General features: G+C 50.3%; 9 protein-coding genes and 1 tRNA gene. All 10 read right to left on the reverse strand.

Translation table 11 applies throughout. The annotated features are described in order from the left end of the window. Nucleotides 1-7 precede the first annotated feature (7 nt). Nucleotides 8-84: transfer RNA gene (locus Q0Y54_RS06545), tRNA-Arg, on the reverse strand. Nucleotides 85-91: 7 nt separating this feature from the next. Further along, the gene (locus Q0Y54_RS06550; protein WP_297965502.1) at nucleotides 92-1471 is read right to left on the reverse strand and encodes an MFS transporter; all 1380 of its coding nucleotides are present in this window, start codon (nucleotides 1469-1471) and stop codon (nucleotides 92-94) included. A gap of 168 nt (nucleotides 1472-1639) precedes the next feature. Next, a complete protein-coding gene (locus tag Q0Y54_RS06555) occupies nucleotides 1640-3088 on the reverse strand; it encodes a glycosyltransferase family 39 protein (protein ID WP_297965504.1) in 1449 nt (482 codons plus the stop codon). A 21-nt stretch (nucleotides 3089-3109) separates the two neighbouring features. Then, entirely contained in the window at nucleotides 3110-4375 is a 1266-nt protein-coding gene (murA, locus tag Q0Y54_RS06560; RefSeq protein ID WP_297965506.1) for a UDP-N-acetylglucosamine 1-carboxyvinyltransferase, read from the reverse strand. A gap of 170 nt (nucleotides 4376-4545) precedes the next feature. Further along, nucleotides 4546-5727 (reverse strand): iron-containing alcohol dehydrogenase, encoded by a 1182-nt coding sequence (locus Q0Y54_RS06565; protein ID WP_297965509.1) that lies wholly within the window; start codon nucleotides 5725-5727, stop codon nucleotides 4546-4548. 78 nt (nucleotides 5728-5805) lie between these two features. Next, complete coding sequence (upp, locus tag Q0Y54_RS06570) at nucleotides 5806-6441, reverse strand: uracil phosphoribosyltransferase (RefSeq protein ID WP_297965512.1); 636 nt, start codon at nucleotides 6439-6441, stop codon at nucleotides 5806-5808. Nucleotides 6442-6611: 170 nt separating this feature from the next. Then, on the reverse strand, nucleotides 6612-7859 hold the full coding sequence (gene glyA / locus Q0Y54_RS06575; RefSeq protein WP_297965514.1) for a serine hydroxymethyltransferase: 1248 nt from the start codon (nucleotides 7857-7859) through the stop codon (nucleotides 6612-6614). Nucleotides 7860-7884: 25 nt separating this feature from the next. Then, the gene (gene rpiB, locus Q0Y54_RS06580) at nucleotides 7885-8331 is read right to left on the reverse strand and encodes a ribose 5-phosphate isomerase B (RefSeq protein WP_297965517.1); all 447 of its coding nucleotides are present in this window, start codon (nucleotides 8329-8331) and stop codon (nucleotides 7885-7887) included. Nucleotides 8332-8817: 486 nt separating this feature from the next. Continuing rightward, nucleotides 8818-14193: an autotransporter outer membrane beta-barrel domain-containing protein gene (locus Q0Y54_RS06585; RefSeq protein ID WP_297965519.1), complete on the reverse strand. Its 5376-nt coding sequence runs from the start codon at nucleotides 14191-14193 to the stop codon at nucleotides 8818-8820. A gap of 27 nt (nucleotides 14194-14220) precedes the next feature. Then, complete coding sequence (locus Q0Y54_RS06590) at nucleotides 14221-15549, reverse strand: RNA-binding domain-containing protein (RefSeq protein ID WP_297965521.1); 1329 nt, start codon at nucleotides 15547-15549, stop codon at nucleotides 14221-14223. Nucleotides 15550-15930 lie beyond the last annotated feature (381 nt).

Below are 15930 nucleotides of genomic sequence, written 5' to 3' on the forward strand. Positions count from 1 at the left end.
TTTCATCTGGTGCGAATGGCGGGAGTCGAACCCACGGCCCTCTGCTTAGGAGGCAGATGCTCTATCCATCTGAGCTACATCCGCAACAGTATTATTGTACACTTTCAACATGATCTTTGTCAATTGCGAAAACATCAGCAGTGAAATTTATATCCTCCAGCTGTCTCTGCCTGGTTTCTACCCCCAGGGTCAATACCACCAGGGATACAACTATAAGCACACCGGCAAACATGAGGAATACATTGCCGATACCCAGCTGATTGGCCAGCATGATGCCCACCAGGGCCGGGGCAATCATTCCGCCAATCCGGCCAAAGCCGGCGGCCCAGCCGCTGCCCAGGGCCCGAATGGAGGTGGGGTACAGCTCCGGGGTATAGGTGTAGATAACCCCCCATGCCCCAAGATTAAAGAAGGACATGGCAGCTCCCCAGGCCAAAAGGGTTTCCGGCGTGGTGGCATTGCCGAAGAAATAGCTGGCCACACCACTCATCAGCAGGAAAATGGACAGGGTATATTTCCGCCCAATCACATCCACCAGCCAGGCCGCACAATAATACCCCGGCAGCTGGGCAATGGTCATAATAAGCACGTATTCAAAGGTCTTGACCACGGCAAAGCCCTGCTGAAATACGATGGAGGGCAGCCACATGAAGATACCATAGTAGCTGTACACAATACCAAACCAGGCCAGCCACAGCATAATGGTGCGCTTCATGTAATTATCGTTAAACAGAGTCAATGGACCGGGAGTCCGGAGGGTGGCACTGCCCATTTCTGCCGCAGTGAGGTTCCTATCAAAGGGCAGACTCTGAACCTTCAGCTTTTTCTCCAGAGAAAGAATAATTTCCTTGGCCTCATCAATTTTATTTTTGGAAATAAGATAGCGGACTGATTCAGGCATGTGAAGCCTGATAAGGAACACATAGAGAGCAGGCAGGGTACCAATCACGAAGGCAATCTTCCAGCCGTATTGGGGAATGATCAAATAGGAAATGCAGGCAGCCACCAGCCAGCCAATGCCCCAAAAGCTCTCCAAAAGAACGATAAACCGGCCTCTAAGTCGCGTAGGCGCATATTCCGACATCAGGGTTGCCGCCACAGGCAGCTCGCCGCCCAGACCAAAGCCCACCAAAAAGCGGAAGAACAGCAAGGATTCATAGCTCCAGGCCAGGGCGCACATTCCCGTGGCCAGGGCATACATCAACACCGTAATGGTAAATACCCGCTTGCGGCCAATGCGGTCCGCCAATGTGCCGGAAATAACCGCCCCTAAGGCCATGCCAATGAGTCCGATGCTGCCAATCCAGCCCATTTGCTCCGGTGCCAGTCCCCATTCCTTGGCCAACACAGGAAGAACAAAGGCTATAAGGCCAGTATCCATGCTGTCAAATAGCCAGCCAAGACCAGTAACCAGCAATAACTTGTAATGAAAGGAGCCCACCGGCATCCTCTCCAATCTGTCCAAAATCATACATTACATCTCCTTACACAGGTGTCATGACAGTTATAAATACACTGACATAAAATTTACACCTATCCAAGAAAAAAAGCAAGCAAAAAATGAAATTCCGGCGTTTTTCCACGCATACAAAAATTCCCCCCAGCCTAAGCCGGAGGGAATTGTCATTTTTCCTGTATATTATTTTGCTTTACGTAAATATACCCTGGCATACCCTATATCGCCCAGCAGCTGCCATTCCTCTGCTTTAAATTCCCTGTCAAAGGACTCAAAGCCCTTTTCCTGGAGAATAAGGTAAACATTTTTGTCAGCAGGGAGTTCCTCCAAGGCCATAAAGGGCATTACATTCTTGGCGTTCCAGCTCTTGCCGTCAGGCAGCATGTCCGGAATATCCTTGGCATGGGCCAGCTTATAGGCCACCTTGTCCCCATAGAATACCGCCGATGTGCGGTAATCGCCATAGCTGACCAGCAGGTCCTCATCCTTAATCTGGTTTTGATAGACTGCCGCCACGTTTTTAAATGAGTAGCCCTTGGTGTTACACACAGGGGCCGCCACCGCAAAGGTAAGCACCGCATAAACCACCAGCATTACAGCCACAGTACGTTTTACCAGAGTTTCCCGCTTATAGAGATAGCATGCCATCAGAATGGCAATCGGCAGCAGGCCCGGCAGGGTATAGGTGGTATACTTTGTGGCCATGCACTGATAGAAAATATTCACTACCAGGGCCCAGGTCAGCAGGAAGCCCCCGGCCATATCCAGCTGGGGCAGCCGCTGTTCTTTGAAGCATTTCCAAAGAGCTGCCGGCAGGGTCCAACACCAGGGCAGGCAGCCGGCAAAGAAAATCATGGTGTAATACCACCAGACATTCCACTGTTCATGCTCGGACTGGGTAGCCCGCAGGAAGTTGTGAACCCCCAAGAAATTATTGATAAAATCCATGCCATGAATGACATACATGGTATAGTACCAGCTGCCAGCCGTAATGGCATACAAAAGCAGTCCAGGAATCCACTTGATACGCAAAATCTCTTTGAAATCACGTCTGATACACAGGTATACCAAAATGATAAATCCAGGCAGCAGCAACCCGATGGGGCCCTTATCCAGGGTGGCCAGCCCGGCCAGAATATAGCAAAGATAATACCAGGCCCTCCTGCCGGTACTGTAGCCCATATAAAAGGCTATCAAAACCCCGTTAAAAAATACAAAGAGGGTTAAATCCGTAATAATCGTCTTGGATAACAACCAATATTCAAAGCAGGTACCCAGTATTCCCACAGCCATAAGCCCGGTCTTACGATCATAAATCCGTTTGGTAAAGAGATAGGTCATCATCAGACCCAGGACGCCAAATACCCCCGGGAAAAATCTGGAGGCGAATTCATTTATACCAAACAGCTTGTAGGCCACAATAAGCTCCCAGTAGAAAAAGGCCGGCTTATCATACCAGTAATTGCCATAAATGCGCGGTGACACATAATCACCTGACCGAAGCATCTCCATGGCCGTAAGGGTGTAGTTTGATTCCACAGGGTCCGTGACGGCTATTGCCCAATTACCCAATAAATATAGTACAAGACCCACAATTCCAATAAGGGAAAGATCACGTGCAGTTGTATCCATTCAATACTCCTTTTGTACAGGTCAGACATCCACTCGACGAATATCGGCCCCCAGGCCAATGAGCTTGGATACCAGATTATCATAGCCCCGATCAATATGGTGAATATAGCCAATAGCCGTTTCCCCATTGGCCACCAGTCCGGCCAGAACCATGGCTGCACCGGCCCGCAGGTCAGTAGCCTTTACCTGACATCCGTTCAGGTATGGTACCCCCTCTACTGTAGAAGTACGGCCATCAATCTTAATGTTGGCTCCCATGCGTTTCAGCTCGTCCACGTGCATAAACCGGTTTTCAAATACGGTCTCCGTTACCATACCGGTTCCCTCAGATACGGACAGCATCGCCATAAATTGGGCCTGCATATCCGTCGGAAAGCCCGGGTAAGGCATGGTCTTGATGTCCACCGCCTTGGTAACCCTATCGCAGGTTACCCGAATGCCATCAATATGCTCCTCAATGATGACACCGGCTTCCTTCAGCTTGGCAATAACCGGCTTCAAATGCTCGGAAATGGCATTTTCAATAAATACATCCCCCTTGGTCATGGCAGCCGCCACCATATAGGTGCCTGCCTCAATCCGATCCGGAATTATGGTGTAAGTCTTGCCCGTAAGCCGCTTAACACCGTCTATTTTTATAACATTGGTGCCGGCCCCCCGAATATTGGCCCCCATTACATTGAGGTAATTGGCCAGATCGATGATTTCCGGCTCCTGGGCCGGATTTTCAATAATCGTCTGCCCCTCAGCCATACAGGCAGCCATCATAATATTCTCTGTAGCCCCCACACTTGGGAAGTCCAAATATATACGGGCCCCCTTCAGCCCCCCTGGAGCATGGGCTTCAATAAAGCCATGGCCGATATTAATATCCGCCCCCAGAGCCTCAAAGCCCTTGAGATGTAAATCAATAGGCCGGGTTCCAATGGCACAGCCCCCGGGCATGGAAATCTTTGCCTTGCCGTAGCGGGCCAGCAATGGGCCAATTATAAGGAACGAGGCGCGCATTTTACGGACCAGATCATAAGGTGCTTCACAGCTGGCAATGTCTGAGCTGTCCACCAGGATAGTATTTTTATCAGGATTAAACTCCGCCTTGACACCTAACTGCTTCAATACCTCGGTAAGGGTATGAACATCATCAAGGGCCGGAACCTCCTCCAACCGGCTGGGGGAATCCTGCCCCAAAAGGGCTGCGGCAATAATAGGCAGCACCGCATTCTTGGCACCACTGATTTTGACCCGACCCTTTAGTCGCTTACCACCATTTATGATCAATTTCTCCATTTATGTAAATCCTCCTAGAATAGGCATAGTTTCTGAACATAGCACACTTAATCATATCATGGATAATTGCCCCACGCAAGTAGTAATTTACCCACATCAGCACCAAGCTATTTTTCAAAAAAAGACTGTCACATCGACGATTATTCATCCATGTAACAGCCCCAAAATAATTATCTGTTTACACTTTCATATATGGCCATAGCATCCTTTTTGTCCATTGGATGGAATATACCAGCCCGTTTCGTGCCATTGGCCGTGCAGATATCCGCCAGCCTTTCTATCTCGGCCCCATCCTTTACGCCAATCCCCAGCTTGGTGAAATTGGTGGGTAAGCCTATTTGCTCAAAAAATTCTCTGGTCAGGCGAATTCCCGCCCTGGACCGCTCATATGGAGTACCGGCATTTACGCCCCACACCCGCTCAGCGTATTGGGCAAACCGCTCCGGATTGTCCTCATAAACGTATGTTGCCCAGGCCGGCCACATAACAGCCAGGGAAGCCCCATGGGTCACATTGTATACCCCGCTGAGGACGTGGCCCAGCTTGTGGGCCGAAAAATCCTTTTCCCGGCCGAGACCAGTAAAGCCGTTATGGGATACACTGCCACACCACATGATTTCACTCATGGCCTCATAATTCTTACGGTGGGCCACGCAGATGCGGCCCTGCCGGATTACATTCTTCATCAGGGCCTCGGCCACCATATCAGTAAACAAATTACCCTCAGTATAGGTAAAGTACCGTTCAAGGGTGTGCATCAAAATATCAGCCACGCCGGCGGCAATCTGGAATGGTGGCAGAGTAAAGGTAATTTCCGGATTCATGATGGCAAAATCCGGCCGGATAATATCACTGTGGGCACCACCCTTTTTACCGGTGCCATCAATGGTGAGTACCGCCGAATCACTGGTTTCACTGCCGGCGGCTGAAATAGTCAGTACCACGCCGATTGGGGCGCATGCTTCAACCTCCCGGCCCTTTTCCCAATATTCGGCAATATCTACCTCCGGGGTGGCTAAGCCAACGGCCACAGCCTTGGCCGTATCAATAACGCTGCCGCCCCCCACAGCCAATACCATATCGGCCTCAAAATTAACAGCCTCAGCCGTGGCCTCCTTGGCAAAGGATAATACCGGATTTGGCTGAACGCCGCCCATGGCCTCAAATTCAATATCTGCTTCATTGAGAATATCCTCTATTCGCTTCAGGAGACCATTTTTTTCAATACTCCCCCCGCCATAAAGCAGAAATACCCTGGAACCACCGTGCTGCCGAATTTTGTCAGCCAGCTTGTCCTCAGCCCCTCTCCCGAAGACAATATCCGTTGGACAATAAAACTCAAAATTTTGCATAATATCCCCCCTACAAAAAACTGCCGACCGGCACAGATTATGCACCAGCCGGCAGAAAATATCAGCCGATATTAAAAATTACAAGGTACCAAAGATTCTATCGCCGGCATCGCCGAGACCCGGAACGATATATCCCTTTTCATTAAGGCATTCATCAATTGCCGCAACATATACAGGAACATCGGGATGCTCCTCATTAATCACCTTAATGCCCTCTGGGGCAGCTACCAAACACATGAGAATCATGTTCTTGGCCCCCTTTTCCTTTAACAGGGTAAGGGCGGCCGCCGAAGAACCACCGGTAGCCAGCATTGGGTCAACAACGATAAGGGTACGCTCAGCCACGTCCCCCGGCAGCTTGCAGTAATACTCTACCGGCTTAAGAGTGGCAGGGTCGCGATACATACCCACATGGCCTACACGGGCCGATGGAATCATGTTTACCACGCCGCTTAACAGGCCCAGACCTGCCCGAAGAATTGGCACAACGCCAACCTTTTTGCCGGCCAGAACCTTGGCCTTGCACTTTGCCACAGGTGTTTCAATATCAATTTCCTCCAGTGGGAAATCACGGGTTACCTCATAGGTCATGAGCATAGCAATCTCTTCCAGCAGCTGGCGGAAATCCTTGGATGAGGTTTCCTTCTTCCGCATAATGGTAAGCTTGTGCTGGATTAATGGATGGTCTACTACCGTTGCTTTAATATCAGACATATTTCTCCTCCTAGAGACTCGATTGTTTTCTTCACCTGTCATTATAACGCAATTGTTCAAATTTTGCCATAAACAAAATATACATACCCAGCGTTTCAACACACCCAAAGCGTCATTGTGTATTATAACGCAATTACTCATGTTTTTCCACTTAATGAAAAAGCTTCCCGTTACTCATACAATGGATATTTCCGGCACAAGGCTGCCACCCGGTCCCTGGCCTGGGCCTTTGCTGCCTCATCCTCCGGATTATCCAGCACCAGAGCAATAATATTGCCCACCTCAACCATGTCCTCTTCCTTAAAGCCCCTGGTAGTAAGGGCCGGGGAGCCCAGCCGGATGCCACTGGTTACAAATGGGCTCAGCTTTTCAAAAGGAATGGTGTTCTTGTTGGCGGTAATGCCCACCTCGTCAAGAACATTCTGGGCCACCTTGCCGGTGATATTCTTATTGGTGAGATCTACCAGCATGAGATGATTATCGGTACCGCCGGACACGATGCGGAAATCCTTTTCCTTCAAGGTCTTGGCCAGGGCACTGGCATTTTTGATAATCTGCCGGGCATATTCCTTGAATTCAGGGGACAGGGCTTCCTTGAAGGCCACTGCCTTGGCAGCGATAACATGCATCAAAGGGCCGCCCTGAATACCAGGGAAAATCGCCTTATTGAACTGCTTGCCAAACTCGGCATCCTTACAGAGAATCAGGCCACCCCGGGGGCCACGCAGAGTCTTGTGGGTAGTGGTGGTTACCACATCAGCATAGGGAACCGGGGATGGATGGAGACCGGCGGCCACCAAGCCCGCAATATGGGCAATATCCACCATAAGGTAGGCACCTACAGAGTGGGCAATTTCGGCCAGACGGGGAAAATCCAAAACCCGGGCATAGGCCGAGGCTCCGGCCACAATCAGCTTTGGCTTACACTCATTGGCTATCCGCTGAATATCATCATAATCCAGCTGCTCAGTGGCTTCACTTACCCCATAGGGAACGATTTTAAAATATTTTCCGGACATATTCACCGGACTGCCGTGGGTCAGATGACCGCCATCAGTCAGGCTAAGGCCCATTACGGTATCCCCCGGCTCCAAGAGGCCAAAGAAAACGGCCATATTGGCCTGGGCCCCAGAATGAGGCTGCACATTGGCATACTCTGCCCCAAACAGCTCCTTGGCCCGATCGATGGCCAGCTGTTCCAGCACATCCACATGCTCACAGCCGCCATAATACCGTTTGCCAGGATATCCCTCGGCATACTTGTTGGTCAACACGCTTCCCTGGGCCGCCATCACTGCACTACTGACAATATTTTCTGAGGCAATAAGCTCCAGCTTATTGCGCTGACGATTTAGCTCGTCATTAATCACCTTTGCTACCTCAGGATCCACAACCTTTAAATCATCCATTAAGCCCATGACTAGTCCTCCTTGCACACGATTATTATTTGTTCTCCAACGCCATCATTTTTTTAATACGGCGAATATGGCGTTCACCATTTGAAAATGGGGTGGTAAGCCAGGCGCGTACTATCTCACCGGCCGGTCCAAAGCCGGTAACTCGGCCGCCCATGGCCAATACGTTGGCATCATTATGCTCTCTGGACATACGGGCCGAAAATACATCACCGCACAGGGCTGCCCGTATCCCCTTTATTTTATTGGCGGCCATGGAAATGCCGATACCAGTACCGCACAGCACAATACCCCGCTCAGCCTCACCACTGGTAATCTTTTCGCAGACCTTTTGGGCAATATCCGGATAATCCACTGATTCACCGCTGTAGGTTCCCACATCCTCGGCTTCGATATCCGGAAATTCCTGCAAAACTTCCAGCACAGTTTTCTTTAATTCTATGGCCCCATGGTCACAGCCAACACAAATTTTCATTCGTTATGCTCCTTTTACAATGGACTTTTATACTCACAGAGAGTATTTTACCATAGGAAAAGATTCGACACAAGGCATAAAGAAAGCGGAAAAAGTTAACTATTGTCAACTTTTCCCGCCTTTGGAAATATGTAGCAAAGATAGCGAACCCCTCATCCGCCCTTTGTCCACCTTCCCCTCTAAGGAAAGGCAAGAGTTAGCGGGTGACATGGAGATGATTCCATGGATAAGCGCAGCCCTAAAATGGCACATCAGCACAAAATCTATTAACGCCCTATGTGGTTGCAGACGGCCCCCACCGTCGTTATTTCGACGAAGTCAACTGCCCAATTGATGTGACACTGGCGAAGCGCAGGAATGGAACATCCCATGGCAGGCCCCGCAAAATGCTGGGCGAGCTTAGTACCACTGGACAATCTGTCTCGAGCGTGAGCGTGCCCCGTTAGACCTGCAGCTGACCTAGGGACAGGCATTAACACCTCATCCTTAGAAGCTGTACTTTACCGCCACGCTGCCGGTGAGGCCCTGCTTCTTTCCCGCAAAGCCACTTACATTCACATCAAGGCTCCACGGTGAGCCGGCCTGCTGCATGGTAGCACCCAGCTCGCCTCTTACGCTGCCGCCCCTGGTGGAGGCGCTGCGGATAGCCAGGCCGTCAGCGGTGCCAGTGGCTTCGCCGCCAAACTCATGCTCATAGGCCAGCCCGCCGTACCATTGCCAGTCAGCCCCGGCCTGCATGGTATACCGTCCGCCCAGCCGCAGTATCTTACTGGATACCCCATCCAGCTCATACTGGCCGCCGGCCTCGAAGGACACACTGCCCCGATGGTTATAGAAATATTTGCCGTAGAGGTCCAGCGTGCGCTGGCTGTCCAGCTTTATTTCCTTGCCCACGCCCACATGGAAGCCCCAGTACGATGCATCGGTTTCATAGCTGTATGGATTGCCCAGGGCATCCCGCAGCACATTGCTGGCATTGTCGTGGATACGGCCGGCCCGGAAGCTGCCCTCCACATAATTGCCGGTTTTCAGGCTGTATTTGGCCAAAAGCCCCCCACCGGTGTATTTGGTGGAGCCGTCGCCCCGCTCGTCGCCGTTATGGGTGGAATAATTGCCGGTGCCGTACTCGAAGAAGGCCCCATATTCAAAATCCGCTTTTGCTTTTTCGTTCTTATGACCCACTGCCAAAATGGCATTCCAGATGTGGGTGTTGATATGGCTGCCGGTGTCCTGCTTCAGGGTGCCCCCGCCCATATTGGCGTAGATTGCTATGCCATCGGCGCCAGTGTTGGTGCCCAGGGCCAACCCTTCTGTGGCTGCGCCCACATAGTCATTGCCGATAGACAGGGCGGCCATGCCCACCTGGGCCCCCATAACCGTGTTATGGCTCTGCTCGCTTACATCCTCTTCCGTTACTGTATAGAGTACATTGCCCTTATCATCCAGTGACAGCACACCAGTGCCCTGCAGGGTGGAGCCGGCGGTATACTGGCTTTCCGTAGTAATATTGCCGGTCTGTACCCGCTTGTCCGCCGCTACCCTCTGCTCATCCAGCAGGGTAATGGTATCGTTGTTTTTAAGGGATGTGGTATCAGTGAAGTGAACCTTGGTGGCACTGACCTTGGTAGCGGACAAATCACTTGCCGTTCCGTCAGAAATAGTAACAGCCGCTTTTGTACTGCTCCATGGTACTGCCACATAATTCATTGTTTCAAAGTTAGCGATATTCTTTACACTCTGGCCGCCCCCAGTCCAGCTGGTGGCCACCTCATTGATTACCGCCCCGATATTCAGGACGTTGCCAGTTATATCACTGCCGCTGCCACCAAAGACACTGGCATTGGACACATCCGCCGTGCCATAGAGGGTGACGGTGTTGCCGGTGGTGGTTCCGGTGGTGCTGTCCGTATAACCGCCATAGAGGACATTATTCACCTTGCCCCCGGCCATGGTAATGGTGTTGTTGGTGGCGGAAGTACCCGCCTTGGCACCATAGACCCCGCTGAGCACTTCGCCGCCGGTGATGGTTACGGTGTTGCCGCTGGCTTCCTCACAGCCGCCGCCCACAATGGCCCCTACGGTACCCTTATCCAGCTCCACGGAGTTGTTGTCGGATTTATCCTCACTCTTGCCGCCATAGACAGTACCCTCTACAGTAGCCCCGTCAATGGTTACGGTATTGTCGGTGGCGGTGCCCTGAGCACTGTAGCCGCCAAATACATCAGTCTGGACGGCGGCCTGGCCTGCCAGTTTTACTTCGTTACCGTATACGGCTTTTTCTCCATCGGTCCGGCCGCCATATACACTGCCCTGGACGGAGCCGCCGGACACATTGGCCGTATTGGTATTTACCTCACCGCTGGTGCTCTTGCCGCCGAAGATATTCCCTTCTACCTTGGTATCGGTTACAATGGCGGCATTGCCGTTGCTGACGGTACCGCTGGTGCTGGTAGCTCCGGCCACATCGCCGCCGACACTGCCGCCGCTGACATTGGACACATTGCCAGTGGCCACGCCGCTGTCGGTTACAGCCCCCACGGCACTGCCTGTCACATTACTGTTTTCTACATTGGTAATATTGGCGGTGGCATTGCCGCTTTTCGTCTGGGCCGCCTCCACATTGCCGTTTATCTTGCTTTCGCCGGTGACACTGGCCTCGTTCCTGTTGACCAGACCACTTTCCGTCTCAGCCCCGATGACATTGCCCGTTACCTCACTGCCCCCGGATACAATGGCTTTGCTTTCCTCTGCTTTACCACTGTCCGTCATGGCACCGATTACACTATTATTTACCTTGGCCCCATTTTCCACTGTCTCAGTCTGACCACTGACTGACTCCCCAGAGGACGCCTGGCTGTTGCCAATTCCTTTCGTTACCAGATAACGGAGATTGTTATTCTCATAGAAGGCATGGCCTTCACCCTTTTCTGTGCCTATACCAAACTGGGTACCGCTGATGGTGCCCACGGCTGTGCCAAAGTCCGATACAAGGGTCATCTGCTTATTATCTTCAATGGTTTTAATATTGGTGAATGTGATATTAGTGGTATCCACATCCGCCCCGTCAAAGCTGATATTCTTCGTGGCATCTGTTGCATGGGCAATAAGGGCCCCGGTGTCCTTCCACTCCACATTGTCAAAGGTGAGCTTGGTAGCCTTATTGGCGGTATTGGTATAAATAAGGGCCCCAGCCGAAGAAGAAACATCCCCTGTAAGCTGCCCGGCCACAGTGACCCCCGCCACCGGGGCACAGCTATAATTGGCGGTGAGCCCAGTGAGGCTCAGTCCATCTATCAAGGTTTTATTGGCAGCAAGTAGTGTAGTGGAGGCATTCGCCCCAATATTTTCCGGATTTTTAAAGGACAGCTTACTGCCGTCAATAACAGAGCTGGTCACAGCCGAATAGTCATAGCCGGTGCCGGCCGTGCGCCCTCCATCCCAGGTTATCTCACCCAAGGAAATGTTGCTTACATTAAAGTTGCTCCGGGCATAGACAAGGTTCTTGCCATCGTCAGAAGCCTTTACCCCCTTGGACTCGGTACCAGTGAGGGTAACCCCGTCCACCGTATCAGAGCTGGCCGCATCAGCCTTATATTTTAAGGCATCGGCAATATTGGCATTGCTGAAATAACCCGCGGTAGCACTGAGAATAGTCTTCTCGCTGTCCGCAGATACCTTCGGTGCAAAGGTGTTATCGGCGGTTACGTCTACACCGCCGGTCTTAGCTGTCCAGCCCGTAGGAACGGATGAAGCAGTCCCATTCCAGCCTGTTAGATTTACGCTGTCCATGGTCATGCCCGTGGCATCGTAATTCACCGTCTCAGCCGTGGTAGACACAGTGCCCGCCAGAGTACCGGAAAGAGCTGTGCCGTTAGCAACGGCATAATCGATGGTCTGGGTATGGTTGGCCTTGGTGACAGTCTTATCCGCTGCCAGATTTGTGGCCCCAGACAGCAGGGTTATCTTACTGTCACTGGACAAAGCGGCCTTCTGCTCGTCGGTGAAGTTTAAGGCCAAATCCGTTGCATTAATGGTGGCTGTATCGGTAAAGTCATAGCCTGTTCCCATAGTGCGCCCGGTTCCCCAAGCCATCTCACCCAAGGAAATGTTGCTGACATTGAAATTGCTCCGGGCATAGACAAGGTTCTTGCCGTCGTCAGAAGCTTTGACCCCCTTGGACTCCGTGCCCGTCAGGGTGACGCCCTCGCCATTTCCTGCGTCAGTGACTGATATGTTTTCCGCATACTTCAACGCACCAGTAATCTTTTCATTACTGAAAAAGTTTTCCGTGTTCGTGGTAACGATATCCGTCGTGCCCACCGCTATTCCCGTGGTGTCAAAGCCCGCTGCCGTGACAGAAACCGGTGAATGGTTCCAGTTGGTAGGCTTCCAACCATCAGGAACCGCAAAGGCCGCTTTCGAGCTGTCCCATTTCGCAAGGTCCACATTTGTGATACAGATATTCTGAAGCACTAAACTAATTTTATTGTCAGAAGTTGAAATTTGGCCATTGACATTAGTGCTGAGCTTCGCACCATTCGCCACCGTATAATCGTATACCTTGTTGAGACCTGCATCCCCCGTTGTAACCGTCGCATTGGAAACCAGTGTCATCTTGTTGCCATACCCTAGGCTTTTATACGCAGCATCATCGGCGAAAGTGAGACGAAAATCTTTTACAGTGTCCCAGCCCATACACAAAGACTTGCTTGAGAAATCATAATCTTTGCCGTCCCTGACCGTGCTGTCCTTTACCCAGGCAATATCACCAAGAGTGATTTTGTTGACATTATTCGCCACTGTATAGTTGATAGCCTTATTGGCAGAGTCATAGGCAACAGTATGGGTATTGTTGTAGCCAAGGGTGACGCCGTCCACCGCACTGGACTCATTTGCCCCAGTCTTGACTACTTGGCTTGTCTTGGTACTACTAAAAGCCACCGGATTAGCTTGTGTGGTTGAATTATAAGCCAGCTTAAAATTATCGGCAAAATTATTGTCGGTGTCAGAGGAAAGCAGTGTCATGGTGCCTGGCTCTGTCTGATTGGCAAGATTTGTAGCCTCAGTGATATCCAAGGTACCGTAGTTAGAAAATTCATTGGCGGTCAGCACCGGCTTGGCTGTATTCCAAGTCAGGGTATTCGCCAGCTTAATGGTGACAAAATTTCCCACGGTCCCGCCCACGGTATTGGCACCGGAGAGGTTCAGTGTGTTGTTATTGATTTCATAGGGCGCGCCGTTACGAACAGAGAAGCCGTACACAGCTCCCGTGACCGTCGCGTCCTTCAACGTGACCTGATTGAGTGTTTGTCCCGCAGTATCGCCCTCGTAGACATAGCCGCCGTAAATACTGCCCCCGACCGTGCCGCCGCTAACGGTGACCTCATTTTCTGACGCATTGCCTTCACCACCACAGCGACCGCCGTACACATCTCCCACTACCATGCCGGTTATGGTGACATGATTATGGTTTACATCACCTGCTTCGCCAGAATCTCCTCCCGAAGTTCCTCCATAGACATTTGACGTCACCTTACCGTTTATGATGACCGTATTGCCGCTCACGGTTGTGGCGTACTTGTTGCTTCCATATACGGTTCCGCTTACTGTAACGCCTGCTTTTACCGTAACTTGGTTGTTGTTCGGGTCGCCGGCTGAATTGTCCAAACCATTGTCGTCATGATTGCCAAACACGCTTCCATCGTAATCACTCGCGACAATCGTTTCTTGCGCCAACGCCACAACACTGCCCCCCGCTATCCACAGCAAAATGGCCAGTGCCAGGGCAGTCTGCCCCTTGGGGCTGCTCCACCGGGACTTACTGTCCCCCCTTAGTATGCTTTTGTTCTTCCGTGATTTCATTTTTCCATTTCCCCCTTTTACCTCTCATCAAATCCCCGTTATTTTCCAGCTACCGGTTTTATTTGAACCTTCTCTTTCAATCACTTGCTTTTTCATAAGCAAAGAGATTATCCTCTGAACAGTCTTCTCGGATTTCCCAATTCTTATAGCCATTTCGGCCTTTGAAATCCCCTCATTATTCTGAATAAGGTTGAAAATAATCTGCTCAGCTTCTGTCAGTTCCGAGTTTATCTGGACATTTATCTGGACATTTGTCCTGATAAATTCAAAGAAGAAGCCATAGGCTTCTTTTCTGTAACTCCAAGTTACATTTTGCTGTTTGCAAAATTCGTTTACACGTTGAAATCCGGTTCCTGATTTTTCTACATCCTTACTTCTAAACAACACATCCAAAATAAGCCGATTTCTTTTATATGACGGAAGATTCCGCGATATGAAATCCAGAGGCGTCAGACCATCAGGAAATGAACCAGGATTATATATTTCCACTTTCCCCGGATGAATGCCTATTTCCATCTCAGGAACCGTTTCATAATCTGCGTGGGCAAATGCATTTACTATTATTTCACGTATGGCAGCTTCAGGTATTTCCGGTATCTCCTTTCGCTTCCTTGCCCCTATTTCACCTCTCCAATTAATGCGATTCAGAATATAATCCAACGCGTTATTGACCAAATTGTAAATATTCCCTTCCAACAATTTTAAATCAGTAAACGTAACCTTATTATCCGTTGCATATGAAGCAAGCTTCAGGCCGATTTTCGCATTCTTACCAAAAAGTGCGTATCCGCCGTTATTAATATATCCGTCACGTATCACCCCAAGAGTCGAAAGGAGCTTATCTTTATCATATTCCTTCATAGATAAACGGCCGCAGTCATTCGCTGACTGATAAAAGTCCTTTAGTGCCTCATCATCTAATTCATCTGCCGTATAATCCGTCAGTTCCTCTTCCCACTTTGAAGAGTAATCATCATTCTTTATCAGCCGTTTTAGCACATCAGGAGACATTCTCCGATTTTCCGTTCCCGTACGAATAAGATACCTGCCATTAACCGCATATGGTCTGTTATGACCGGAAAAAGCTACTTTTATAATAGTACGTTGCTCTATAGTGAGCACATCTATCGTTGGCGCAATTCTCGGTTCTATAGACTCACTGATTATTCTTGAAATATCTTTTTTGGTAGAATCACTGACCTGTTGACCTCTTACAAAACCAGAGTCATCGACCCCAAAATATACTGTGCCTCGACAATGTTTATTTAAAATGGCAGCAATAGCCTCCATAGCTTCATTCTTTTCTCCGGTTGTAAGCTTAAACTCAACAGTTTCACTTTCTGAGCCGATAACCATTAAATTCCCCCTCTCATGATCCCCCTTGATTGTACCATGGACATCATAAACTGTCCATATAGCTTTAGATGATATTGTCCATATAATTAGGAATTGTTCGATCCTATATCGAGGTGAACTATTTAGCTATCGGCGGGACCCCCTCTTCCGTCAGCTTCGCTGCCACCTTCTCCGGGGAGTCCACCGGACTCCCGCGCAAAGCGCCCCCAGGGGGAAGGCAAGTGTTATGGGGACCGCTTGCAACAACTATCTTGCCCTCCCCTTGAGGGGAGGGGGGACCGCTTGCGGTGGGTGAGGTGTTATAGTTGGAAGGCAAGGTGAAGCGGGTGACATGGAGATGATTCCATGGATAAGCGCAGCCCTAAAATGGCACATCAGCAC

The sequence above is a fragment of the uncultured Anaerovibrio sp. genome, from assembly GCF_947302755.1.
Taxonomy (GTDB): Bacteria; Bacillota; Negativicutes; order Selenomonadales; family Selenomonadaceae; genus Anaerovibrio.